Annotated in this window: 16 protein-coding genes; 7 read left to right on the top strand and 9 right to left on the bottom strand. The window is 65.1% G+C overall.

Annotation, left to right across the window (positions count from 1 at the left end):
* Nucleotides 1–9: 9 nt before the first annotated feature.
* Entirely contained in the window at nt 10–2,319 is a 2,310-nt protein-coding gene (locus tag ACFE8X_RS12850) for an AI-2E family transporter (RefSeq protein ID WP_375451876.1), read from the bottom strand.
* 84 nt (nt 2,320–2,403) lie between these two features.
* Entirely contained in the window at nt 2,404–3,525 is a 1,122-nt protein-coding gene (locus ACFE8X_RS12845) for a YihY/virulence factor BrkB family protein (RefSeq protein ID WP_375451875.1), read from the bottom strand.
* A 177-nt stretch (nt 3,526–3,702) separates the two neighbouring features.
* Between ACFE8X_RS12845 and ACFE8X_RS12840 the strand changes: the two genes are divergently transcribed.
* Both ACFE8X_RS12840 and pbpC read left to right on the top strand, forming a co-directional pair.
* The gene (locus ACFE8X_RS12840; protein WP_375451874.1) at nt 3,703–9,207 is read left to right on the top strand and encodes an alpha-2-macroglobulin family protein; all 5,505 of its coding nucleotides are present in this window, start codon (nt 3,703–3,705) and stop codon (nt 9,205–9,207) included.
* The gene (gene pbpC / locus ACFE8X_RS12835) at nt 9,204–11,357 is read left to right on the top strand and encodes a penicillin-binding protein 1C (RefSeq protein ID WP_375451873.1); all 2,154 of its coding nucleotides are present in this window, start codon (nt 9,204–9,206) and stop codon (nt 11,355–11,357) included. Before ACFE8X_RS12840 ends, pbpC begins: the two co-directional genes overlap by 4 nt.
* Here pbpC and ACFE8X_RS12830 read toward each other — a convergent pair.
* The 3 genes from ACFE8X_RS12830 to ACFE8X_RS12820 all read right to left on the bottom strand — a co-directional run bounded on the left by ACFE8X_RS12830 (nt 11,354) and on the right by ACFE8X_RS12820 (nt 15,724).
* Entirely contained in the window at nt 11,354–13,234 is a 1,881-nt protein-coding gene (locus ACFE8X_RS12830) for an ABC transporter ATP-binding protein (RefSeq protein ID WP_375451872.1), read from the bottom strand. The genes pbpC and ACFE8X_RS12830 overlap by 4 nt on opposite strands.
* A gap of 436 nt (nt 13,235–13,670) precedes the next feature.
* On the bottom strand, nt 13,671–14,657 hold the full coding sequence (locus tag ACFE8X_RS12825; protein WP_375451871.1) for a potassium channel beta subunit family protein: 987 nt from the start codon (nt 14,655–14,657) through the stop codon (nt 13,671–13,673).
* A 47-nt stretch (nt 14,658–14,704) separates the two neighbouring features.
* Nucleotides 14,705–15,724, bottom strand: coding sequence for a LacI family DNA-binding transcriptional regulator (locus ACFE8X_RS12820; protein ID WP_375451870.1), 1,020 nt, complete (start codon nt 15,722–15,724; stop codon nt 14,705–14,707).
* Nucleotides 15,725–15,851: 127 nt separating this feature from the next.
* On the opposite strand from ACFE8X_RS12820, the gene ACFE8X_RS12815 reads away from it, so the two are divergent.
* Nucleotides 15,852–16,220: a VOC family protein gene (locus ACFE8X_RS12815; protein ID WP_375451869.1), complete on the top strand. Its 369-nt coding sequence runs from the start codon at nt 15,852–15,854 to the stop codon at nt 16,218–16,220.
* A gap of 321 nt (nt 16,221–16,541) precedes the next feature.
* Here the strand turns inward: ACFE8X_RS12815 and ACFE8X_RS12810 are convergent, their stop codons facing one another.
* Together ACFE8X_RS12810 and ACFE8X_RS12805 are read right to left on the bottom strand one after the other, a co-directional pair.
* Nucleotides 16,542–17,246 carry a pyrimidine 5'-nucleotidase gene (locus ACFE8X_RS12810; protein ID WP_375451868.1) on the bottom strand — a complete coding sequence of 235 codons (705 nt, stop codon included), beginning with the start codon at nt 17,244–17,246 and terminating at the stop codon, nt 16,542–16,544.
* A 90-nt stretch (nt 17,247–17,336) separates the two neighbouring features.
* The gene (locus tag ACFE8X_RS12805; protein WP_375451867.1) at nt 17,337–18,581 is read right to left on the bottom strand and encodes a hypothetical protein; all 1,245 of its coding nucleotides are present in this window, start codon (nt 18,579–18,581) and stop codon (nt 17,337–17,339) included.
* 304 nt (nt 18,582–18,885) lie between these two features.
* Between ACFE8X_RS12805 and ACFE8X_RS12800 the strand changes: the two genes are divergently transcribed.
* A complete protein-coding gene (locus tag ACFE8X_RS12800; RefSeq protein ID WP_375451866.1) occupies nt 18,886–19,500 on the top strand; it encodes a TetR/AcrR family transcriptional regulator in 615 nt (204 codons plus the stop codon).
* Nucleotides 19,501–19,504: 4 nt separating this feature from the next.
* The gene (locus ACFE8X_RS12795; RefSeq protein ID WP_375451865.1) at nt 19,505–20,998 is read left to right on the top strand and encodes a DHA2 family efflux MFS transporter permease subunit; all 1,494 of its coding nucleotides are present in this window, start codon (nt 19,505–19,507) and stop codon (nt 20,996–20,998) included.
* Between the two features lie 33 nt (nt 20,999–21,031).
* On the opposite strand, the gene ACFE8X_RS12790 is transcribed toward ACFE8X_RS12795, so the two are convergent.
* Entirely contained in the window at nt 21,032–21,592 is a 561-nt protein-coding gene (locus tag ACFE8X_RS12790; RefSeq protein WP_375451864.1) for a TetR family transcriptional regulator, read from the bottom strand.
* 89 nt (nt 21,593–21,681) lie between these two features.
* On the opposite strand from ACFE8X_RS12790, the gene ACFE8X_RS12785 reads away from it, so the two are divergent.
* A complete protein-coding gene (locus ACFE8X_RS12785) occupies nt 21,682–22,863 on the top strand; it encodes an FAD-dependent oxidoreductase (RefSeq protein ID WP_375451863.1) in 1,182 nt (393 codons plus the stop codon).
* Between the two features lie 413 nt (nt 22,864–23,276).
* The gene (locus ACFE8X_RS12780) at nt 23,277–24,224 is read left to right on the top strand and encodes a hypothetical protein (RefSeq protein WP_375451862.1); all 948 of its coding nucleotides are present in this window, start codon (nt 23,277–23,279) and stop codon (nt 24,222–24,224) included.
* Nucleotides 24,225–24,319: 95 nt separating this feature from the next.
* On the opposite strand, the gene argB is transcribed toward ACFE8X_RS12780, so the two are convergent.
* The gene (argB, locus tag ACFE8X_RS12775) at nt 24,320–25,219 is read right to left on the bottom strand and encodes an acetylglutamate kinase (RefSeq protein ID WP_375451861.1); all 900 of its coding nucleotides are present in this window, start codon (nt 25,217–25,219) and stop codon (nt 24,320–24,322) included.
* Nucleotides 25,220–25,289 lie beyond the last annotated feature (70 nt).

The following is a 25,289-nucleotide window of genomic DNA, read 5'->3' as shown; positions in this document are numbered from 1 at the left end:
CCTGCACCGTCAGCCGGGCAGGGCGTTTGCCGGCGCAGCAACGCGCGATGTGGACCCGCTCGGCTGCCCTCGAGTTGGCTCGGCCGGCGAAATCGACGTCGCCAGTTCGCTTGCGGCATTTTCAAGCGCGACCAGTTCGTCGGCCGCCAGCGTGCGCGGGCTATGGCTCATGACGCTGAGCACGCCGATTGCATCCCCGTTCGGCGAGCGCAACGGCATACCCGCATAAAACCGGATGTCGTTGATCAGCAGAAAAGCGTTCTGCGCGTGTGCCGCGTCGCTGGACGCATCGGCGATGATCAGCGCCGCGTCGGCGGTGATGACCTGCTGGCTCAGGGCGGCGACGCTGGCATGGCTCTGCCCGCTTTCACCCACCGGAACGCTGACCCCTTCATGGATCAGATCGTCTGCCAGCGACACGATGGCCATGTCGGCGTCGAATCGTTTGGTGATATCGGCGATCATGGCGTCAAATCGCGGACCGCTCTTGACCAGGCTTTGCAGCCCCAGCGCCCAGGCCAGCCGATCGCTCTGGTCGCTGGCATTCGCATGGGCAGGTTGCCGTTCATCGGTCAAGCCGAGCACCCAGTCCTTTGCCGCAGCGCTGGTGGCGACGATGGCATCGAGCCCGAGTTGGGAAATGTCGTTGGCCGATGGCGGCACATTGGCGAAGCAGGCGATCACCCGCAACTGAGGCGCGCGGCGCTTAAGGCGCTTGGCGACGAACTTGGCATAGGTGCGCGGATTGGCATCGAGATAGGCGATGCACACGGCGTCGATCCCCTCCAGGTCGATATGGGCGATGCCCTCCGGCCGCACGCTGATGGGCGGCAGGACCTTGGTCGTGATACCCTCCTGACTGATGACCTGCGCCAGCATATTGGCGGCCGCGCTGTCCAGCTCGGTCCGCCCGCCAATGCACAGGACGCGCACCGCGGGGGTACCGGCCGGCTCATCGCCCTCGACTTCGTCCGGTTCGAACTCGCGAACCAGCGCTGCCATGCCATCGGCGACCAGCCGGCGGCTGGCGACATCGGTCAGATTGCGGGCCCGATCGGCTTCTGCCAGGCGCAGCACCGGAAAGGCGATATCGTCGAAGAAGGCTTCCGTGGAATTCTGCGCGATATAATTTTCCCCCAGATCGATCGCTTCCTCGAGATTGCCCGACAGCAACCGCTGGTAAAGCTGCTCCTCGCGCACCAGGACCGGCTCGCTGCCGAGCATGATTTCCAGAAAATGCAATTGCGGCACATACCGGCCAAGCACGACCAGGCACACCGTCAGGGGAGTTGCCAGGATCAGCCCGATGGGCCCCCAGAGCGTCGCCCAGAACATGGCTGCAACGATCACCGCCAGGGCCGAGAGCCCGGTGCTGGAGCCATAAAGACGCGGCTCGATGGCGTTGGTGACCACCAGTTCGAGACACACGAACAGCCCGACCGCGCTCAGCAGCATCCTCCAGCCCGGATCGATGGCGAAGGCCAGAGCGAACGGAACCGAGGCGGCAATCAGCGTACCAACAAACGGGATGTAGCGGAACAGCGCCGCGAACAGGCCCCACAGGATCGGATTTGGCACGCCGATGAAAAACAGGCCGAGCCCAAACAGGAATCCGTAGCTGAGGTTCACCGAGAACTGCACCAGCAGGTAGCGGCTGACGCGCTTGCCGGCTTCGTTGACGACCTTGGTGCTGGTTCGCAGATCGCCGCGGCTGACCAGCTTCAAAAACCGGTCGCGAAAATCGCCATGCTCAAGCAGCAGGAACACGACGAACACCGTGACGATTGCCGCCGTGGCCAGCGGGCCCAACAGCGAGGTCAGGAAGATTTGCGCAAAGCCGAACGGGGTCTCGGGCGGATTGACGACCGTAACGGGAAGCGGGCTGCCTTCGGCGGTAGAGGGTGCCGAGGCGCCGGGCGCCCCGATGCTCTGGATGGCGCCGGCGATGCGCTCGAATACATCGCCCCCGCCCATCGATTGCAACGCCCTGACCTTGTCGCCGACGATCTGCTGATATTGCGGCAGCTCGGTTGCCAGCCGTGCGAGCTGGCTGGCGATCAGATATGCCAGAAAACCGATCAGGATGGCGGCGGCCAGCACTGAAATCAGCACCGCCAAGACGTGCGGGATGTGCAGCCGGTGCAGCGCGCGCACGATCGGGGCCAAGGCGAAGGTCAACAGCACCGCCAGTACCAGCGGCACGAAGATCCCCGCGCCGACATACAGCGCGCCGATGGTGACGATGATGCTGCCCACCAGAACGAAGCTCTGCGTCGGTGCGGCGGCGGGTGGCAGGGAGGGGCCGTCAGCGTCTGTCATGCAAAAGCCAATCCAAAAGAAGACGCGACGTCATCACAACTTCGTGCAGCGCCATTCGTTCCGCCAGGACTGTGCGCCGCGCGATTATTTGCGCGTGTTGCCGTCCTGCCGGCGATTGGCGAGCGCCAGGAGCGCAGCCACGCCCAGAGCCAGAACCCAGGCGCCATCGCCCGAACGCCGCGATTGTGGCGCCGGCTCGGTCGCACCCTCCATCTTCTTGCGGTCCGGCGGCCAGACCCGGCCCACCGAATCCGCCATTGCGGCGCCGCGTTCGCCCAAAGGCTGTTCGGCGCCGGTCGTGGAATCGCGCGCCGTCTGGTGCTCGACCTCCGAATTGAGCTCCGCCCCGATGATGACCAGCGTTGCCGTCAGCCAGATCCAGGTCAAAAGACCGATCAGGGCCCCCAGCGAGCCATAGGTGGCGTTGTAGTCGGAGAAATTGGCGACATACCAGGAGAACAAGAGCGAGGTGGCGACCGCCGCGACGACAGCCATGATGGCGCCCGGCGTGATCCAGCGCCACTTGGCTTCCTGCCGGCTCGGTCCCCAGCGATAGAGCGCGCCGATGCCCAGCATGACGACACCCAGCATGACGATGTAGCTGGCGATGCGCACGGCCCATTCGAGCCCTTCGCCGCCCGGCAGCAGCGCGAGTAGCGGCGGCATGGCCAGCACGACGCCCAGCACCAGCACCCCCGCTATGGCGCCGCCCAGGGTAAAGCCGAGCGCCAGGAGGTTCACCCGGATGAACGAGCGCTTTTCGGTTTCGTGATAGGCGATGTTCATGCCCTCGAACATCGCCTTGACGCCCGCGCTGGCGCTCCACAGCGCAATGGCAAGCGATACCAGCAAGGTCACGCCCAACGTTCCGTCGCTCTCGCTGGTGATGCGGGTCAACTGGTCGCGGATGATCTCGAGGCCCCCCGTCGGTACGATACCCGCCAGCAGATTGACCTGGTCGACCACGCTCGAACGGGTATTGAACAGCCCATAGATCGACACGAACGCCGTCAGCGTCGGCACGAGGGCCAGGAGCACGTAATAGGTCACCCCGGCGGCGGTCAGCATCACTCGGTCATTGTTGATGCTGCGGTAGAGCCGCCACAGGATGTCTTTCCATCCCGGAAACGGAATCGCGGTCGGCGACGTTGCCTGGCGGCCGCGACCGTCCTGTCGGGCAAATTTCTGGCTTGCGATATCGGTCATGCTGCCTCGGATGCTGGCGGAAAAAGCTGCCGGCTGCCAAACGGTTCCGGACCCGCTTCGTTTACCATCTTTTCCGGCTCTGCGGTTTGACACCATCGCACGGCAATGCCCATCTTTACCATGCTGGCCCGCCCACATAAGATGCCAGTCAGCCGGGGGGCTTTGCAGGGGTCGGATATGCAGCGTCTATGTGCGTTCGCCGCGTGGTTTTGCGCGGCCCTGGTGTTCGCTCTGTGCCTTGCCGCCCCTGCATCGGCCCAAAAGATAACGCTGCTGCCCGGCATCGACCTGCCGGGATTCGATTATTCCATCCTCAAGGACGTCGATCTCGAGGCCTGCCAGGCCGCCTGCAGCGATGATCGCATCTGCCGCGCCTTTACCTTCAACGCGCAATCGCGCTGGTGTTTCCTCAAGGGCGATGTCGGCCCGCAAAGCCAGTTTCCCGAGGCCACCTCGGGGCGCGTCGCGCGCGCCCCATCGCCAGCCACTACGGCAGCCACCCGCCAGGCCGAACTGCCGTTTCCCGCCCAGGACGTGATCGCCTCCGCCCAAAGCTTCGCTACGGCCCTGCCGCAATCCGATCCGGCGCCCCCCAAGACCACCTATGCCGATCTGGTCGCCGCCGGCGACGATGCCGCGGCAGAGGCCAATCCTGCCGCGGCGCTCCTGTCTTATCGCCAGGCGCTTGGCGTCAACGATAACGACCCGGCCCTGTGGCTGAAACTGGCGACGATCGCCCTGGACCAGGCCGACGCCGTCAAGGGCAAGGCCGAGGGCGACAACAGCTATGACCTGGGCGGACTTGGGTTGTCCGCCGCGCTCAACGCCTTCCTGCAATCCCAGACGGTGGAGGAGCGCGCGCCCGCACTGGCAGCGGTGGCCCATGGCCTGGAATATCGCGAGATGTGGCGCGAAGCCATCGCCACCTATCGCGCCGCCGTGGCGCTGGCGCCGGACGCCGACCTGGAGGCCCGTCTCGACAAGGCCGTCGCCGAACACGGCTTTCGCGTCACCTCCAACGAGGTCGATGCCGAGGCCGCCGCGCCACGCGTCTGCGTGGTCTTTTCCGATCCGCTCCCGGCGGGCGACACCGACCTGTCCAGCTACATCACCGTCGAGAACGCCCCCCGGATCGCGGTGGAAACCGAGCAGAGCCAGATCTGCATCGAAGGGCTGGACCATGGCGCCCGCTACAATATCAAGCTGCGCGCCGGCCTGCCCTCGGTCGATGGCGAAAGCCTGCGCAAGGACGTGGTGCTCAACGTCTATGTGCCCGACCGGACGCCCTTCGTGGCCTTCGCCAACAATGCCTATGTCATGCCCGCCGGCCTGGGCGGGGGCCTGCCGGTCACCTCGGTCAATGCCGCCACCGCCGATATCGTCATCTATCGCATCGGCGACCGCTCGATCGCCGCCGCCGTGCGCAACGGCATTTTTGCCGGTACGCTGAGCGGCTACTCGGCCATCGACGTCGCCGACCAATATGGCGAGGAAATCTGGACGGGCCAGGTCGACCTGGCCCAGGGCAAGCCCAATGAGCTGACCACCACCGCCATTCCGGTCGCCGACGTGCTGGCCGACATTGCGCCGGGCGCCTATGTGGTCACCGGCCGAATTGCCGGCCCGCCGGGCCAGGACGACGATTATGCCGATCTCGCCACCCAATGGTTCATCGTCACCGATCTGGGCCTGACCACCATTTCGGGCGACGATGGCGTGCATGGCTTCGTGCGCTCGCTCAGCACCGCCCAGCCCATCGCCAATGCCAAGGTCCGGCTGGTCGCGGTCAACAACGAGATCCTGGGCGAAACCACAACGGATGCCGAGGGTCGAGCCGATTTTGCCCCGGGCCTGGCGCGCGGTACTGGTGGGCGGGCGCCGCAACTGCTGGTCGCCGAAACCGGGGATGGCGATTATGCCTTTCTCGACATGTCCAAGACCGCTTTCGATCTGACCGATCGCGGCGTCGAGGGGCGCCCGTCGCCCGGCCCGCTCGATCTGTTCGCCACCACCGAGCGCGGCGTCTATCGCCCGGGCGAAACCGTGTTCCTGACCGCGCTGCTGCGCGATGTGCATGCCAAGGCTGTGCTGGATCTGCCGCTGACCTTGCAGGTCGAGCGCCCCGATGGTGTCGTCGCTTCCACCGAATTGCTGAACGATAGCGGCGCCGGCGGTTATTTCACCGCCCTGCCCATGGTCGCCGACGCCATGCGCGGCGCCTGGACGCTGCGCCTCTATGCCGATCCCAAGGCCGATGCGCTGACCAGCGTGAGCTTTCTCGTCGAGGATTTCGAACCCGAGCGCCTGGCCTTCGAGATCACCGCCCCCGATGCGCCCATGGCGATCGGCGAGGCCAATCCGGTCGATGTCGCCGCCAAGTACCTCTATGGCGCTACGGCGCCCGACCTGTCGGTGGAAGCCGATGCGGTGCTGCGTCCGGTGACCAGCCTCAAGGCTTTCCCCGGCTACACCTTTGGCCGGCTCGACGACACCATTGAAACCAGCCGCGAGCCGCTGGGCGTGGTGGGCGTGACCGACGAAAGCGGCACTGTGACCGCCGAGGTCAGCCTGCCCGATCCGGGCGCCACCACGCGCCCGCTCGAAGCGCAGATCATCATGCGCCTTGTCGATACCAATGGCCGCACCGTCGAGCGCTCGTTGTCGCGCCCCGTCCTGGCTGACGTCGAGCGCATCGGCATCAAGCCGCAGTTTGCCGATAGCAATGGCCTGGCCGATGGCAGCCAGGCCAGTTTCGACGTCATCACCGTCGCCCCCGATGGCGAAACGGTTGCCAAAGCCGCCCTGAATTGGACGCTGTCGCGCGTGGAAACCAATTACCAATGGTATCGCGACGCCAGCGCCTGGAAATGGGAAGCCATCACCACCACCCGCGAAGTGGCCAATGGCAGCATCGACACCGTCGCGACCGGGCCCGTCACCATTGGCGCCGCGGTCAATTACGGCCTCTACCGGCTCGAAATCGAGAGCGCCGGGGAAGGCGCGACGTCGACCAGCTACGAGTTCTATGCCGGCTATTATTATCCCGAAGCCGGCTCCGACACGCCCGACACGCTCCAGGTCGCGCTCGACAAGCCTGCCTACCAGACCGGCGACACGGCCGTGCTGCGGCTCGATCCGCAATTCGCCGGCACCGCGCTGGTCATGGTGGTCGACGATCGCATCATCGCCATGCAGGCCGTCATGGTTCCGGCCGAAGGCCTGTCCGTGGATCTGCCCGTCACCGACGACTGGGGCTCGGGTGCCTATGTGACCGCCATTCTCTACCGCCCGGCCAGCGTCGCGGAAAAGCGCATGCCGTCCCGCGCCCTCGGCCTGGCCTTTGCCGATGTCGATCCGGGCGACAATCAGCTCAGGCTGGCCCTCGAGGCGCCCGACGTTTCGCTGCCGCGCCAGCCCTTCAGCGTCAAGGTGGATCTGGGTGACCTGGCCGCCGGCCAGGAGGCCTATGTGGCCGTCGCCGCCGTCGATCTGGGCATTCTCAACTTGACCAATTTTGCCACCCCCGATCCGGATGGCTGGTTTTTCGGCCAGCGCCAGCTCGGCATGGATATTCGCGATCTCTATGGCTCGCTGATCGATCCGACCCAGGGCCTGCCCGGCGCCCTGCGCTCGGGCGGCGACGGGGCCGCATCGCGCCTCGGCACGCCTCCGCCGACCTCGGTGCTGGTCGCCCTGCATTCGGGCATTGTGGCGGTCGATGCCGACGGCACCGCCACTGTCACCTTCGACATGCCGGACTTTTCAGGCACGGTGCGGGTCATGGCTATGGCCTGGTCCGCCGATGCCGTGGGCCATGGCGCAACCGACGTCATCGTGCGCGATCCGGTCGTGGTCAACATGACCCCGCCGCGTTTCCTGCGGTTGGACGATACCTCGCGCCTTTTGGTCGAGATCAACAATATCTCGGGTCCCGCCGGTACCTACACGGTCAATTTGGCCACCGGCGAGGGCCTGTCGACCGCCGCTGGGCAAACCAGCGTCGAACTTGCCGTCGGCGAGCGCACGGCGCTCAATCTGGCGCTGACGGGCACTGCCATCGGCGATCAGAACCTGACGCTCACCGTCACCGATCCGGCCGACAAGGCGACCGTCAAGCAATTGGCCCTGGGCGTACGTGCCGCCAGCGGACCGCGCACGACCAGCAACTTGCTGACCATCGAGCCCGGCGCGACCGCAACGATCGACGCCGGCGACTTCGCTGGCCTCGTGCCGCACTCGGCGTCCATGACGCTGGGCATCGGCCCGGTCGCTCGCCTCGATATTCCCGAACTGCTGCTGGCGCTCGACCGCTACCCCTATGGCTGCGCCGAGCAGATCACCAGCCGGGCCATGCCGCTGCTTTACCTCAACGAGGTGGCGCAGATGCTGGCCATGGGCACCGATGCCGAACTCGACCAGCGCATCGGGAACGCCATTACCGACCTGGTGTCCAAGCAGACCTCCACCGGCAGTTTCGGCCTCTGGGGCCCGCTGAGCACGAGCGATCTGTGGCTGGATTCCTACGTCACCGACTTCTTGCTGCGGGCCCGCACCGCCGGCTATGACGTGCCCGAGCAGGCGATGGGCATGGCCCTGGACAATCTGGGCAACCAGGTGTCCTACGCCGCCGATTTCGACAATGGTGGCCAGGACATTGCCTATGCGCTCTACGACCTGGCCCGTGCCGGCCGCGCCGCCATCGGCGATCTGCGCTACTATCTGGAAGCCCGGCTCGACGCTTTCGGCTCACCTCTGGCCAAGGCCCAGCTGGGCGCGGCCCTCGCCCTTTATGGCGATGGCACCAGGGCCGCAACCGCTTTCCAGGCGGCCATCAAGGTTCTCGATGTGCCCGAAGCGCGCAACAGCTACCGCGCCGATTACGGCAGCCAGATGCGCGATACGGCCGCCATCCTGGCGCTGGCGTCCGAGTTCAAGCCGGCCGGGGTCGACACCGCGTTGATGACCGTCGAGCTGGCCAAGATGCGCGATCGCGCCCGCTATACCTCGACGCAGGAGGATGCCTGGACCCTGGTGGCCGCGGCCGCAGTGGCCCGCGATACCGCGAACGGATCGGTCAGCGTCGATGGTGTCGAGCTGACCGGGGCCGTCTATCAGCGCTTCGACCAGGAACATTTCGAAAGTGCCGACGTCACCATCGTCAACAACGGCACCGAGCCCAGCCAGGCCAAGGTGTCGGTTACCGGCATCCCGGCGGTCCCGCCCGAGGCGTCAAGCGAGGGTTTTACCATCACCCGCGAGTATTTCCGGCCCGATGGAACGGCCGTCGATATGGACATCGATCCGCTCGCCCAGAACGATCGTTTCGTGGTCCTGCTGACGCTCAAGGCCAGCACTACCGGCTCGGGCCAATACATGGTCGCCGATCCGCTTCCGGCGGGCTTCGAGATCGAGAACCCGGACCTGTCGCTGGCCAGCGTCGCCGACCTGTCCTGGCTTGGACCGGTGGACCAGCCCAGCCATGTGGAATCCCGGACCGACCAGTTTGTCGCCGCCTTCCAGTACGGCTCCGATGTGGCCCCGTTCAAGACGGCTTACATGGTTCGTGCCAAGGCCCCCGGCAATTTCGTGCTGCCCGGTGCCACGGTCGAGGACATGTATCGCCCCGAACTGCGCGCCAATACCGCGGCGGGCAGCATCGAGATCACCGCGACCGGGCCATGACCGACGCGATCTCCATCGCATCGGGGCCGGAGCTTGAACCCAAGCCCCGGCCCCGATTGCCGCTCTGGCGGCTCCTGGCTGCGGGGTTGGTGGTGATGCTTGCCCTGGGCCTTGGCGGGGCGATCTATGGCTTGAGCACCATTCGCGATATTGCCGCCGGCCTGCCGCTGACGCCCGATATCGCGACGCTCCCTGTCTCTACCGCCGTGGTGGATCGCGACGGGCAATTGCTGCGCCCCTTCACCACCGCTGGCGGCCGCTGGCGCCTGCCGGTGACCGTCAGCGAAGTCGACCGGCATTTCATCGACATGCTGGTCGCCTATGAGGACCAGCATTTTCGCGAGCATGCCGGCATCGAGTGGTCGTCCATGCTGCGCGCGGCTGGGCAGTTCCTCGGCGCTGGCGGTCACGTCGTTTCGGGCGGCTCTACCTTGACCATGCAGGTCGCTCGCCTGATCGAGGCCGAGCCTACGCGCAATATCTGGGGCAAGCTGCGCCAGATGGTGCATGCCGACGCTCTGGAGCATCGCCTGAGCAAGGACGATATCCTGACGCTCTACCTGACGCTGGCCCCTTATGGCGGCAATATCGAGGGCATCCGCGCCGCAAGTCTTGCCTATTTCGGCAAGGAGCCGACCCGCCTCACCACCGCTGAAGCCGCACTGCTGGTGGCATTGCCGCAATCGCCCGAAGCCCGCCGTCCCGACCGCGATCCCCAGGCTGCCGAAGCCGGGCGCAATCTCGTGCTCGACCGCATGGTCGCCCAGGGCGTCATTGCCCAGGAAGAAGCCGACGCCGCCCGGCGCGAACCTGTTCCCACGGCGCGCAAGGATTTTCCCATGCTGGCCGCGCACATGGCGCAGGAGGCCGTGACGGCTCAGCCGGGCGTGCGCCGGATCGCGCTGACCGTGGATCGCCGCCTGCAATCGGCACTGGAACGGCTGGGCGCCGGTCGCGCCGCCACCCTGGGCCCGAAGGTGTCGCTGGCCATCGTCGTCGCCGACCAGGCGTCGGGCAATATCCTGGCCTCGGTCGGCTCGGCCGGCCTTTTCGCCGAGCAAAGCGATGGCTATGTCGACATGACCTCGGCCGTGCGCTCGCCCGGCTCGACGCTCAAGCCTTTGATTTATGGCCTGGCGTTCGAATTGGGCCTGGCCCACCCTGAATCGCTGATCGAGGATCGGCCCACCGCCTTTGGCGGCTACGTCCCGGTTAATTTCGACGGCTTCAGCCGTGGCACGGTGACGATCAGGCAGGCCCTGGCCGACTCGCTCAATATCCCCGCCATTGTCGTGCTCGACGCCGTGGGCACCGCACGCCTGGTCTCGCGCCTCACCCGCGCCAATGCCCATCCCAAGCTGCCGGAAGGCACCGCGCCGGGCCTTGCCATCGGCCTCGGTGGCGTCGGCGTGACCCTGCGCGACCTGGTCTCCATCTATGCCGCCATTGCCCGCGGCGGCTCGCCCGTCATGCTCAACGATGGCGTGACGCCCGCCAACCACGAACCGGCCGGTTCGGCCCCGGTGCTCGATCCGGCCGCCGCCTGGTATGTCTCCGATATCCTGGCCGATGTGCCGCCCCCGCTCAATGGCTCGCCCGGCCGCATCGCCTACAAGACCGGCACGTCTTATGGCTATCGCGATGCCTGGGCCATCGGCTATGACGGCAAGACCGTCATCGGCGTCTGGGTCGGCCGGCCCGATGGCGAGCCGGTTCCCGGCATTTCCGGCATCACCGCCGCGGCCCCCGTGCTGTTCGAGAGCTTCGATCGCCTCGGCGCGCCTGCCGTGCCATTGCGCCCGGCCCCCGCCGGCGTGCTGTTCGCCTCCAATACCCAGTTGCCGGGCCCGCTCAAGCGTTTCCGCCATCCCGACGACAACATGACGACGCGCGACGCGGCGCCCGAAATCGCCTTCCCCGCCGATGGCGTCGATGTCGATCTGGGACTGGCCTCCGGCTCCGACCTGCCGCTGGTCGTCAAGGTGCGCAACGGGGCGCCGCCCTTCACGTTTTTCGCCAATGGCGCGCCGTTCGGGCGCTCCGCCTTTGCCCGGCAGAACAGCTGGACGCCCGATGGACCGGGCTATGTCACGCTCTCGGTGGTCGATGCCGAAGGGCGCTCCGACGACGTGACGGTGTTCCTCGACTAGCGATAGCCGGCCGCTTGCAGCTCGAACAGCTCGGCATAGCGGCCACCCAGCGCCAGCAAGTCCTCGTGCGTGCCGGCCTCGAGGATCTTGCCCGCGTCCAGCACAAGGATGCGATCGGCCATGCGCACGGTCGAAAAGCGGTGCGAGATGATGACCGCCGTCTTGCCCCTGGCCAGGCTCTTGAACCGGGCGAACACCTCGGCTTCCGCCTTGGCGTCGAGGGCGGCGGTGGGTTCATCCAGGATGATCAGGTCGGCATCGCGCATATAGGCGCGGGCGATCGCCACCTTTTGCCACTCGCCGCCCGATAAGTCCCTGCCTTTGTTGAACAATCTGCCGAGCGGCTGGTCGTATCCCAGCGGCAGCTTGGCGATGACGGCGTCGGCCAGGCTGCGTTCGGCGGCCGCTGCGATGCGCCCTGCATCGCCCTGGTCGGCGATCCGCCCGACGCCAATGTTTTCCGAGGCAGTCAGGCTGTAGCGGACAAAGTCTTGAAAGATAACGCCGATATGGGCGTGGATGTCCTCGATCCGCATGTCCTTGAGATCGATGCCGTCAATGGTGATGCGGCCTTCGTGGGGATCGTAGAGGCGGGTCAACAGCTTGACGATCGTGGTCTTTCCAGCCCCGTTTTCACCCACTAGTGCTAGCGTTTCGTTAGCGTTGAGCGTGAAATTCAGCCCTCGAATGGCCCAGGTGTCAGTGTCGGCATAGCGAAAGCCGACATTGTCGAAGACGATGGCCTCGGCGATCGGCTGTGGGAACGGCTTGGGCTGTTCCGGCGCCAGGATCGTCGGCTGGATTTCGAAGAACGAGAACAGATCGTCGAGGTAAAGCGACTGGCCCGCGATCTGGGTGAAGCCCAGCAGCAACGATTGAAAGAGCCCGTTGAGGTTGAGGAACGAGCCCGACAGGAAGGTCAGATCGCCGATGGTGAATTCGCCGGTGATGGTGCGCCACACGATATAGCCATAGGCCCCGTAATAGGTGAGCGCCGAAATCGCCGCGAGCGCCGCGCCCCAGATGGCGCGCCGGGTCGACAGGCGCCGGTTCTCGATGAAGATGGCGTCCGCCAGGGTGCGGAAGCGCTCGACCAGGAACCCGCCCAGCCCGAACAGCTTGATCTCCTTGGCGGTCTCGGCGCTGGCGCCGATATGGCGGATATATTCGAGCTGGCGCCGTTCCGGCGTGCGCCCGCGGCTGAGATAATAGGACAGGGTGTTGAACCGCGTTTCGGCCCATATCGCGGGGGCGAACGACAGCGGCAGCAGCACGATGAGCCAGGGCGCATAGGCAAAGAGGCCGATCGCCAGCGTCGCGACCGTCAGCATGTCCTGCGCCTGGCCGAGCAGTTGCGCCAAAAGCCCGCTGCGCCCCGCGGCCTGCCGGCGCGCCCGCTCCAGCCGGTCCTGGTATTCGGGGGATTCGAAATGCACCAGGTCCAGCCGGGCCGCGTGCTGCATCAGCTCGATGCTGACCGTATTGGAATGCAGCTCGCCCAGCGTCGCATCGACGAGCGATACTGCGCGCCGCAACAGGTCCATGATGATGACGATGGCAAATTCCAGCCCCAGCAGCAGCGCGACATGGCCCAGCGCGCCGCTTTGCCACCAGGCGCCGAACGCATGATCGGCGGGCGGCTGGCCGCTCAGCCGCACCACCTCGTCGATGATCAGCTTGCCGACGTAGAGCATCAGCACCGGCTGGAACGCGCGCACCAGGCGCAGTGCGATGCTGAGCGTGGTCAGCCAGCGGCTGGTGCGCCAGATCTGCGCCACCAGGCGCCCGAGATGGCGCAGGTTATCGAGCTGTTCGCGAAAGCTGCCGGAGGGTTCGGACGATGGCGGGGGCATGCGGCGGGAGGGGGAGTCGGTCATGGCGGCAATATAGGGATGGCGGTGCGCAAAGAGAACGGCTTGGCTTGGCTGCTGATCTGGTTCGGCGGGTCTGCCGGCGGCTTGGCACGATCGAGCCAGTGGCCCGGGCAGCTCCTCGCCCTTGAGGGGGAGGTTGGGGGTGCGGGAGCCACGATATCGGGGCCGGGCACCCCCACCTTGATCCTCCCCCTGGCAGGGGGAGGCGTCGACTGGGGTATTTTGCCAGGAGGCTATCCCATGTGGCTTTTAGCGCGATCCTGCCGGTGCCACCGGGCGACTCCTCCCCCTTGAGGGGGAGGTTGGGTGGGGGTGTGGGAGCCGCGATGTCGGAGCCGGGTACCCCCACCTTGATCCTCCTCCTGGGAGGGGGAGGTATCGACTGGGGGATTTGGCTATCCTGGTCCGTGCCTGGCGTCCTTGCCCGCAAGTGGTGTCGCTAAAACCGCTGCGGGGCTTCGGGCTTGTTGTCGAGGATGGTTTCGATCGCTGCGATGACGTCGGGCGTCAGCTTGTCCTTGGCGTCCAGCGCATCCAGGTTGTCCTTGAGCTGGCTGGTCTTGGATGCTCCCAGGATGACGGTCGAGACATGGGGGTTCTTGAGGCACCACAGCAGCGCCAGATGGTGGATCGGCAGGCCGACATCCTTGCTGAGCTTGGCCAAAGCCTTGACCTTTTCCAGCTTGGCCTTGCCCTCGTTGCTCTCCCATTCCTTTTTCAGCCATTCGTAGCCGGGCAGGTTCATGCGGCTGTCTTCGGGAATGCCGTCATTGTACTTGCCGGTCAGGACGCCCGAGGCCAGCGGTGACCAGATGGTCGTGCCCAGGCCCAGCTCGTAGAGCGGCAGGTAATCGGCCTCGACCTTTTCGCGCACGAACAGGTTGTATTGCGGCTGCTCCATCGTGGGTGGGGTCAGGTGCTCGCGCCGCGCCACGGCCCAGGCTTCGGTCAACTGCTGGGCGCTCCATTCGGAGGTGCCCCAATACAAGATCTTGCCCTGGGTGACCAGGTTATGCATCGCCCACACGGTTTCCTCGATCGGGGTATCGATATCGGGACGATGGCAGAAATACAGGTCCAGATAGTCCACCCGCAGGCGCTTGAGGGCGGCATGGGCGGCTTCGGTCACGTGCTTGCGGCTGAGGCCGCGCTGCGTCGGCTTTTCGCCGCCCCAGAACACCTTGGAGGAAACCGCGTAGCTGTCGCGTGAAAAGCCCAGCTTTTCCAGCGCCGCGCCCATCAGGGCTTCGGAGGCACCGGCCTCATAGCCCTCGGCATTGTCGAAAAAGTTAATGCCGGCATCATAGGCCGTGGTCATCAGCTTGAGCGCCTTGCTCTCGTCGACCTGCTTGGAAAAGGTGACCCAGCTTCCCAGCGACAGTTCGCTGACCTTGAGGCCCGATTTGCCCAGACGGCGGTAGTCCATGATGGTGCTCCTTGAAAATGGCGGCCTGGCCGCCGGTGGTCGAATCTTCAGGCCCCGGCGCGCGTGCTGTCGCGGATGACCAGGTCGGGATCGATCATGCTGACCCGGGGCGGTGGCAAAGCGTCGGGCGCGGCGATCAGTTCCATCAGCCGCTCGACCGCCAGGTCGCTGACCTCGCGCGTCGCATAGCGCACGCTGGACAGCGGCACCCCGGCAAAGCCGGCATATTGAATATCGTCATAGCCCATGATGGCCATGTCGCGGGGCACCGCGATGGCGTTGCGGCGGCACCAGTCCAGCGCGCCGATGGCCAGGGAATCGTTGGCGCAGAACACCGCCGTGGCGCCGCTTCCCCGGCTCATCAGCTCATCCATGGCGGCGCTGCCATGCAGCACCGTATGCCCCTTGAGATCGACCGCCAGGCGGCTGTCGTAATCGATGCCCGCTTCGCTCAAGGCCTTGATATAGCCCTCGCGTTTTTCGCCATTGCCATGGCGGTTGGCGCTGTCGAGGATGCCGATGCGCCTGTGCCCGGTTTCGATCAGGTGCCGCACCGCCTTCCAGGCGCCGCGCCGCTCATCGACGCACACCGCGTCGATCCCCGCATCGGGATCGGCAACCAGCAGCACCACGGGGTAATTGGCCCGGCGCAGCGGGCGGATATGGTCGAGCTGGCGATGGCTGGTGGGATAGATCAACATGCCGTCGACCTGGCGCGAACGGAACATCTCGACCGTGCGGATTTCCTCCTCGACCGTATTGTTGGAGGTGGCAAACAGCGTGCCGTAGCCGCGCGCCGACAGCGCCAGTTCGATCGCCTGGGCGGCATGGGTCAGGGTGGGATTGGTCACGTCGGTCAGCACCAGGCCGATGGTCATGCTGTGCCGGCTGACCAGCGACTTGGCGATCTGGTTGGGCAGGTAATGCAAGGCGGCGGCCGCCTGCTGGATCAACGCCCGGGTTGGCGGGGGTATGCGCGGGCTTTCGCGCAAGGCCAGCGACACGGTATTGGTGGAAAACCCGGTCTTGTCGGCAATGTCCTTAAGCCGTACGATCGCCTTGCCCATGCTGCTCCCGATCGTTAATGCGTGCGCAGATGAGCGCTCATACTGCGCGGGGCAAAGCCTGTAAAGCCGAGCAGCCGAACTTCGCCGGCCATGGGACGTGGCCGGGCAGCACTACCAAGGAGCGATCATGTTCAAGGACAAGGATTCTTCGGCCATCGTTGCGGTCAGCGACATCGCCCGCGCGCGCCGCTTCTATGAAGGCATACTCGGCCTGTCGCTGGTGAGCACCGACGCGACGCTGCTGACCTTCCAGACCGGAGGCACCAGACTCGTCGTCTATAAATCCGACTATGCCGGCACCAACCAGGCCAATGCCGTCGCCTGGGGCGTGGGCGATGAGATCGAAGCCATCACCGCCGATCTCAAGGCCAAGGGCGTCGTGTTCGAGCACTATCCGGGCATGGAGCTGAAGGGCGATATCCATGTGGATGGAGATTTCCGGATGGTGTGGCTGAAGGACCCGGATGGGAATATTCTGCATTATAATAGCATGTAGGGGAAGGCGTTGGCGGTGGGAAGCCCTTACCCTGAAGGCGTCAGGCCTGTCCCTTGCCCTCGAGGGACGAGGGGTGATGACTGCGAGGTTTCGGTTCTTTCCCCCTTCTCCCCTTGTGGGAGAAGGTGCCCGGAGGGCGGATGAGGGGTCTCTCTCTTAAGCATTGAAGCACGGGTGAGCGCAGGACCCCTCACCCTGACATTTCCGCTGTACGCAGAAATGTCGGTCCCTCTCCCACAAGGGGCGAGGGGTGACGACTGAGAGGTCGGTTCTTTCTCCTTCTACCCTTGAGGAAGAAGGTGCCCGAAGGGCGGATGGGGGCTAAGGCAGTTCGCGCAGGAATCCTGCCAGGTTTTCCGTGACGTGGTGCACGTGCGGGCCTATGCTGCGGTCAAGTTCCCAGGCGTCGACCTGTTCGTGCGCGAAATCTGCGCCGGCGACCACCTGGACCGTCGACATGCCCACTTCGTGGGGTACCAAAAGGTTCTTTTCCAGATCGTCGAACATCACCGCGCGGTTGGGATCGATGCGGTGGGCGGCCAGAAACCCGTCATAGGCGGCGCGGTGGGGCTTGGGCACATAGGTCATGGCGCGGATATCGTGGACGTGCTCGAACAGCGCATCGCCGCCCAGCCGCTTGAGCACGGCGCGGGCGTGGCCGACATCGCCATTGGTCAGGATGAACTTGCGGCCGGGCAGGGCCGCGATCGCCGCGACCAGCGCGGGATGCGGATCGACGGGGGCATAGTCGATCGCATGCACGGTGTTGAGGAAATGATCGGGATCGACCTCGTGCTGGTGCATGAGCCCGTTCAGCGTGGTGCCGAAATCGCGATAATAGGTTTTCTGCAGGGCCCGGGCAGCCTCGAAATCCAGCCGGGTCAGGTCCATCACGTAATTGGTGATGCGCAAATCGATCTGCGCGAACAGGTTGCAGGTGCGCGGATACAGCGTGTTGTCGAGATCAAAGACCCAGTCGGTCACATGCGACAGGCTGCGGTTCGGGGTTGGCGTCCGTGCGTTCATGCCACCAGCATAGCAGAACAAATGCGATGATTCATCCGCCAACTGTGCCAGGCAGGCAAAGGCGGCGCACCGGAATGCGCCGCCTTTGGTTTATTCGGCTGCTTCGTTGGCCGTGACGGTGGCGCCCAGCGTGCTGATCAGGCTGGCGGGATTGCTGGCGGCAGCCATCAGCACCAGAAGGCTCGTGGGTGTGGCTGGCGCCAGATCGATCTCCAGGCTCTGCGGATCGTCGAGGAAAGCCGAAACCGGCGGCTCGACCAGGGCGGCCAGTTCGGGAATGCCCGTGCCGGCGATCATCTGGGGCACCATGGCCTTGAGCCCTTCCACCAATTGCGCCCGCTCGATGCCCTGCGCCTGGGCGAAGAAATCGAGCAGCTTGCCGGCCAGCGAGGCATCGTCATAGCGGATGGAGACCCCGCCGATCGACAGGCCCTGCATCAACTGCATGCCCATCATCATCTGCGCGGCCTGGGCTTCTTCGCTGGCCGGATCGCCGGCCGCTTCCACCGCGGCATTTGCGGTCTGCAACTGCGCCAGCAGGGCCGGGGTCAGGCCGGTCAAGTCGAACGTCATGTTGAGGGCGCCCACATCGGCGAAATCGAACAGGAACTGATCGACCACCACATGGCCATCGGCAAGCGACCAGTCGAACGAGCCGGTGACATCGCCCGCGATCGAGTTCAGCGCGAGCCCGTCGATGACCGCGCCGGCCTGGGGGTCTTCTTCCTTGACGCTGGACAGGTCGGCCGCAATGCCGGCGATGGACAGTTTCGAGGTGAGACCGGTCAGGTCCGCACTGCCCTGGGACGGGGTGAAGGTGCTGGCCGATTCCATGGACTCGATGGCAATGACCTCCGCGCCATCGCGGGTGACCGACAGGGCGCCGGTGCTGAACGCGCCGACCAGTTGCAGCATCTGCACCGGGGAAACGGTATCGCCGCCCGGCAGGTAGAAGTCGCGCATTTCGATATCGGTCAGCGAGACATGGCCGGGCACATCGCCCTCCATGTCGGCTTCCACATCGGGCAGGGCCACGGTCTCGGCGGTATAGCCGCCATCGGGCAATTCGGCGACGCCGTTGAAGGTCAGCGTGGTGTCAAAGCTGGTCGGCCCTTCCATGCCTTCGATTTCCTTGACGCCCACCTTGGCATCGACGGTGATGGTATCGCCCTCGAGCTGGGGATCGGTAAAGGTGAACTGATAGCCGAGCGGACCCCACACGGCCTGGATGCGATCGACAAAGGCCTGTGCGTCAAGCGCAAAGGCCGGCTGCAGCAGCGCCGCGCTGGCCACGCCGGCAAGCAGGGCAAGGCGGGTAATCTTGAAGGACTTCATGTCGTCTCCGGCAGTGTTGTGTTGTTGTTGTCGGGGGCAGGCCAGACAAAGTAGAAGCAAGGTTGCGGCAAACTGATGACCACTCGCCGATGTCGTGGCAATGCGGTGGCGTCCGATTATCCCCCGGGTCCTGAACGGAGGGTGAATTGGTTCGGTTTCAACATCATGTCGAAAGTCTGCTGCAATTTTAGCGGCATGGGCTTTGTCAACCGCCATTCCGTCAGCGCATGGCAGAGGTTCTCAATCAATCATTTGATTGAGAACGCCGGTCGCGCTATGAAGCCGTCCCGTTGGAACGCGTCCCATGACCATGCCCATCGCCGCTGCCAGACGCGAAAGCGGAGATGAGCGCAAGCTCGCCATCGCGCTTGCCGCACGGGCGCTGATCATCGAAAAGGGCCTCGAGGGCCTGCGCACCCGCGACATCGCGCAGCGCGTCGGCATCAATATCGCGACGCTGCACTACCATGTGCCATCCAAGGAAGCGCTGATCGCCCTGGTGGCTGCCAGCATCCGCACCGATTTTCAGAGCCAGTCGCTGCGCCGCCCGCGCGCCGGCAAGAGCGCGCTGCAATTGCTGCGCATGGAATTCGAGGATTTCCGCGAAATCGTCACCGACATGCCCGACCTGATCATCATCCTGACCGAACTGGTGGAACGGGCCCGCCGCGATCCAGTCGTCGCCGCCATCATGGGCCCGATCTACAATTTCTGGCGCCGCCAGTTCGTCGAGATCTTCCGCCGCGGCGTGCTCGAAGGCGCCTTCCGCGCCGATCTCGATCCAGTCGCCGCCGCACTGATCGTCACCGGCGCGCTGTCGGACTATTGGCGCGACCGCACCGAATTCCAGTCCAGCCTCGACAGTTTCTTCGCCGAACTCGAGCGCGCCTTCGTGCTCCCCTCACCACCACAAGGATAATCCGATGTCCCCTCAACCCACAGCGCCGGTCACGCTCGAAACCGCCGATCCGCGCCGCTGGCTGGCACTGTTCGTGCTGCTGATCGCCAATTTCATGAACCTGATCGACGTGACCATCGTCAATGTCGCCTTGCCCAGCATGCGCGACGGCCTTGGCGCCACGGACAGCCAGATCGAATGGGTGATTGCCGCCTATATCATGGCCTTTGCCCTGGCCCTGCTGCCGTTCGGCCGGCTCGGCGACATCCTGGGCCGCACTAAGCTGTTCCTCTGGGGCGTCGGTGCCTTTACCCTGGCGTCGGGCCTGTGCGGGCTGGCGCCCAATATCGAGTTCCTGATCGGCGCCCGCGTCATCCAGGGCCTGGCCGGCGCCATGATGACGCCCCAGGTGCTGGCCATCGCCACCGTCACCTTTCCGCCCCAGGAACGCGGCCAGGCCTTTTCCCTGTTCGGCCTGTCGGCCGGCCTGGCTTCGGTATGCGGCCCCATCCTGGGCGGCGTGCTGATTTCGGGCCATCTGTTCGGGCTCGACTGGCAGCCCATCTTCCTGGTCAATATTCCCATCGGCATCGCCGCCGTGATCGCCGGCTGGTTCCTGATCCCGCGCCTGCCCGGCCATTCGGCCCTGCGCAACGACTATGTCGGCATCGCCCTGTTCGGCCTGGGCATCGTCGCCATCGTCTTTCCCATTGTCGAGGGCCGCGCTTATGGCTGGGCGCCCTGGACCTTTGCCATGATGGCCGCCGGCCTGGTGCTGCTGGTGCTGTTCGTGTTCTGGACCCGCGCCCGCGCCGCCCGCGACCAGTCCCAATTGCTCAATTTCGATTTGATCACCAATCGGCAATTCATGTTCGGCGCCTTCGTCATGACCGTGTTCGCCTCGGGCATTCCGGGCATGTTCATGGTCATCTCGCTGTTGCTGCAGGGCGGATTTGCCTTCTCGCCGCTGCAATCGGGCCTGACCAACACGCCCTTCTCGGTGGGCGTCCTGATCGCTTCGCTGATCGCGGGCCGGTTCGGCTCGAGCTTTCTGCGCTCGCGTCTCGCGGCATCGGGTGCCCTTCTGGTCATTGGCATCGGCTGGCTGCACTTTTATATCGATGGCGTCACCGACAGCATCGACCACTGGGCCTTCCTGCCGCCGCTGCTGATTGCCGGCGTCGGGCTCGGCCTGGGCTTTTCGGCCCTGTTCCAACTGGTGCTGGCCAATGTGCCCCCGCGCGATGCCGGGGCCGGCTCGGGGGCGCTGCAGGCGTTCCAGCAGGTCGGCGGCGCCTTGGGCGTGGCGCTGATCGGGCAGATCTTCTTCACCAATCTGGGCAACGGCTTTGCCGCCGGCGGCACCCAGCATACCGCTTTCAGCGACGCTTCGAGCCTGGCTCTGCTCTACGTGGTCTGCTCGTTCGGCTTGGTGCTGCTGCTGGTGCCGCTGTTCCGCCGTCCCGGACCGCCGCAAGGGCAGGGCGCCGGTGCCGCGCCGGTGCTGGTCGAGGCCTGATTGCCATCGCAAGGGCCGCCCTGTTGGGCGGCCTTACGGCTTGAGGGAGCCATAGAGATAAAATTGCAGGGTCGGGCCGATGCCGGCGACAATCTCGTCATGGGACATCGCTGCCGCCGGCCCGAGCCGCAGGACATAGCGCGTCAGGGCCAAGCCAAGCATCTGCGAAGCGATGAGCGCGGCGCGCAGCGGCGCGTCTTGCGGACCGACCAGAGCGGCCACCGCAGGCAGAAGTTGCTCGCCGAGCACGGCGGCGATCTGCGCCGCAGCCACCGGATTGGACGCGGCGGAGCGCAGCAGCACCGCAAAGCCCCCGTCATCGTGTTCCCATACTGTTATGAAATGTGCCGCCAGGCGGGCGCCAGCCAGGTTCGGCGCTTCGTCCAGATCGGGCGGCAGGCTGAGATCGAAACTGGCACTATCGGCGAACAGGCCGTCCTTGGACCCGAAATAGCGTATCACCATGGCGGGGTCGATGTCCGCGGCGCGCGCAATGTCCCGGATGGTGGCGCGTTCATAGCCGACCGACGCGAACACCGCCCGGGCCGCAGTCCGTATGGCGGCTTTGGTTCGATCCGATTTCTTCTCGGCCATGATCATGCACCTAGTTTTGTCAACAATCGTTGACAAAACTCACGGACTACGCCATTTTGTCAACACACGTTGATAAATGGAGAGACAACATGCTTCCTGTCAAGACTGAAGTGATGATCATTGGCGCCGGTCCCGCTGGCCTCGCACTGGCCGTGACCTTGCGTCAGGCCGGTGTCGACTGCCTTGTCATCGACAAGCTGGCCGCCCCGCAGGCCAATTCCCGGGCGGCCGTCGTTCACGCCCACACCCTGGACGTGCTCGACCGCATCGGGGCTGCTGCCCCGCTCGTGGCGGCGGGCTTGCCCTTGCGCAAATTCTCGGTTCGCGACCGCGACCGCGCCATGCTGCAGCTCGATTTCGGCACCGCGCCATCGCCGCACAACTACCTGTTGATGTTGCCGCAGAACGAGACGGAGCGCCTCCTGGGCGAACGCTTGATTGCCGCCAGCGGCAAAATCTGGCGCGATTGCACCGCGCTGGCGATCACGGTGCAACCCGGCGGTGCCCGCGTAACGGTCATGACGCCCGCCGGCGAACTCGACATTGCGGCGCGCTTCGTAGTCGGGGCCGACGGCATGCACAGCATCGTGCGGGAGGCTGCCGACATCGGCTATGCGGGTGCCGCCCATGCCGAATCCTTCGTGCTTGCCGATGTCACCATGCGATGGGGCCTGCCGGCGGACGACGTGATGCTGTTCTTTTCCCCGCAAGGGGTCATGGTGGTGGCGCCCTTGCCCGATGGCCGCTTCCGGATCGTGGCGACAGTGACGGAGGCGCCCGAACATTCCGATGCGGCACTCATCCAGTCCATCCTGCGCCAGCGCGGACCGACGCAAGGACAGGCCGAGGTCACCGACATCGGCTGGAGTTCAAGGTTCCGCGTGCAGCACCGGCTGGCCGATGCCTACCGCAAGGGACCGCTGTTCCTGGTCGGCGACGCCGCCCATGTCCACAGTCCCGCCGGCGGGCAGGGCATGAACACGGGGCTTGTCGATGCCGTTGTGCTGGGCGAGTTGCTTGCTCAGGTCGTCGCCGGGGGCCGGCCTGACGCTGTGCTGGAAGCCTATGAGCGCCTGCGCCGCCCGGCGGCAGCCCAGGTCCTCAAGCTGGCTGGCGGGTTGACCGAACTGGCAACCATGCGCAACCGGCTGTCGCGCGGCCTGCGCAATCTCGGTCTCGGCGCCCTCAATGCCATCGCGCCTGCGCGGCGAAAGCTCTTGCTCGGCCTCTCCGGCCTTGGCCGGGCTGCAGCCGCTCGCGTGCCCGATTAACGAGCGCTTTGATCTCCGCTCCGTTATCAAGAGGAGGAGACGATGAGCAGGCCCATCTCCTCCATTCTTTCGATTTCCCGCCCGCCCCTACCAATTATCTCCTTATAAGAAGCTGAATTTCATCTGTCTTATAAGCAACAATGGAGAGCGAGGGTGCCGGCACGGCGAAAGTGGGTGAAGCTCCAGACGCTGGTCGACGTTGAACACTGTTCTCGTTGGGAAAGGCGGGAGCGAAGCCAGCGGCGACGGCGCATTGCTATCGACGTTAAACGCTGCTCTCGATGGGAAACGAGGAGTGGCGGAGCCTGAAAGAGGAAGTTTTTGGTAAACCCTGCTGCGATCGGCCACAATTCAGCCGTTCTAGCGACCAGATCGGCAGTCAACTAGCTGCATCGACCTCAACAATGGCGCCCATGATGCAGCTTCGCAATTGCCTTCTCGCTCTGCCCATCCTGTTCGGTACCGCGCTGGCCGCGACCGCCGCCCCGGCCAATTTCGTTTATACCAGCGCCGGCGAACTGCCGGCCGCCCAGACCATCCTCGAACGCCCCGACATCGAGGGCGCGCAGGTGGTCTATAATTGGAAGCTGCTCGAACCCAGCCAAGGCGCATACGACTTTTCCGCCATCGAGCGGGACCTGGCGCTGACCGACGCCCTGGGCAAGAAGCTGTTCGTTCAGGTGCAGGATCGCTTTTTCAGCCCCGAGGCGCGCAACATTCCCGCCTACCTGCTCGAGGATGCCCGCTATGGCGGCGGGTTGGTGCAGCAGATCGAGGAGGGCAAGACCGAGGGCTACGGCTGGACCACGATGCAATGGCTGCCCGCCGTGCGCAAACGCTACCAGGCGCTGCTGAGTGCCCTGGCGGCGCGCTTCGACGGCAAGATCTATGGCGTCAACCTGCCCGAAACCGCTATCGATGTGACCGAGGACCGCGCCGAAGCCGGCTTTGCCTGCGACAGCTATTTCGACGCCGAGCTGGAAAACCTCAAGGCCGCCCGCGCGGCCTTCACGCAGTCGGTCGTGGTGCAATATGTCAACTTCTGGCCCTGCGAATGGGACAATGACCACCACTACATGAGCCGGCTGTTCGACTTCGCCCAAGCCAACGACATCGGCCTGGGCGGCCCCGACATCGTGCCCTGGCGCGAGGGGCAGATGAACAATTCCTATCCCTTCTTCAATGCCAGCAAGGGCGCACTGCGCATTGTCGGCATGGCCGTGCAGGAACCCACGCTGGACTATGTCAACGAGGCGACGGGCAAGCCGTTCACCAAGGCCGAATTCGTCGAGTTCGCGACCGATTATCTGGGCGTCGATGCGGTGTTCTGGAGCACGCAGACGCCCTGGTTGCAGGAGTAGAGCACTCACCTGCTGACACCGCGCGGGCAAGCCTTGCGCAATACCGGAACGCAAAGGCCGCCCGGCGGGCGGCCTTTGCGCCCGGCAGAGCCGAACTATCGCACGATCAGCGTGCCGGCACCGAATTCGGTGAACAGTTCCACCAGCACGACATGGGGTGACTTGCCGTTAAGGATCACCACGCCCTCGACGCCATTTTCCAGGGCTTCGAGGCACGTTTCCACTTTGGGGATCATGCCGCCCGACACCGTGCCGTCGGCGATCAGCGCCTTGGCTTCGCGTACCGACAGTTCGGTGATCAGCTTGCCGTCCCGGTCGAGCACGCCGGGCACGTCGGTCAAAAACAGCAGGCGCTTGGCCCCCAGCGAGCCGGCGATGGCCCCGGCAAAGGTATCGGCATTGATATTGTAGGTCGCCCCGTCCCGGCCCGGCGCCACCGGGGCGATCACCGGGATCATTTCCGAGCGGGCCAGGAGGTCGAGCAGGGTGCGGTCCACCTCGACCGGCTCGCCCACGAACCCCAAGTCGAGAACCCGCTCGATATTGGATGTGGGGTCCTTGACGGTCTTGATCGCCTTTTTGGCGAACACCATGTTGCCGTCCTTGCCGCACAGCCCGATGGCCCATTCGCCCTCGGCATTGATCAGCGCCACGATTTCCTTGTTGATCGAGCCGGCAAGCACCATCTCGACGATTTCCATGGTCCGCGCGTCGGTGACGCGCAAGCCGCCCTCGAACTTGGATTCGATCCCCAGGTTCTTGAGCATGGAGGCGATCTGCGGCCCCCCGCCATGCACCACGATGGGATTGACCTTGGATTGCTTGAGCAGGGCGATGTCGCGGGCGAACGCGGCGCCCAGCTTGGCATCGCCCATGGCGTGGCCGCCATATTTGACCACCACGGTCTTGCCCTCGTAGCGCTGCATGTAGGGCAGCGCCTGCGCCAGAATGCCGGCATCGTGCGAGAACCGGTCGGAGTTGTCTTGCTCAATCATGGGCGAACCCAATCTCCTTGGAAAGCGGCGCAAAAAAGTCCCGCTCCGCTCTAATCGATTTTGCGGCGCA

The sequence above is a fragment of the uncultured Devosia sp. genome, assembly GCF_964244875.1.
Classification (GTDB): domain Bacteria; phylum Pseudomonadota; class Alphaproteobacteria; order Rhizobiales; family Devosiaceae; genus Devosia.
This window is presented reverse-complemented; position numbering and strand designations above follow the sequence as displayed.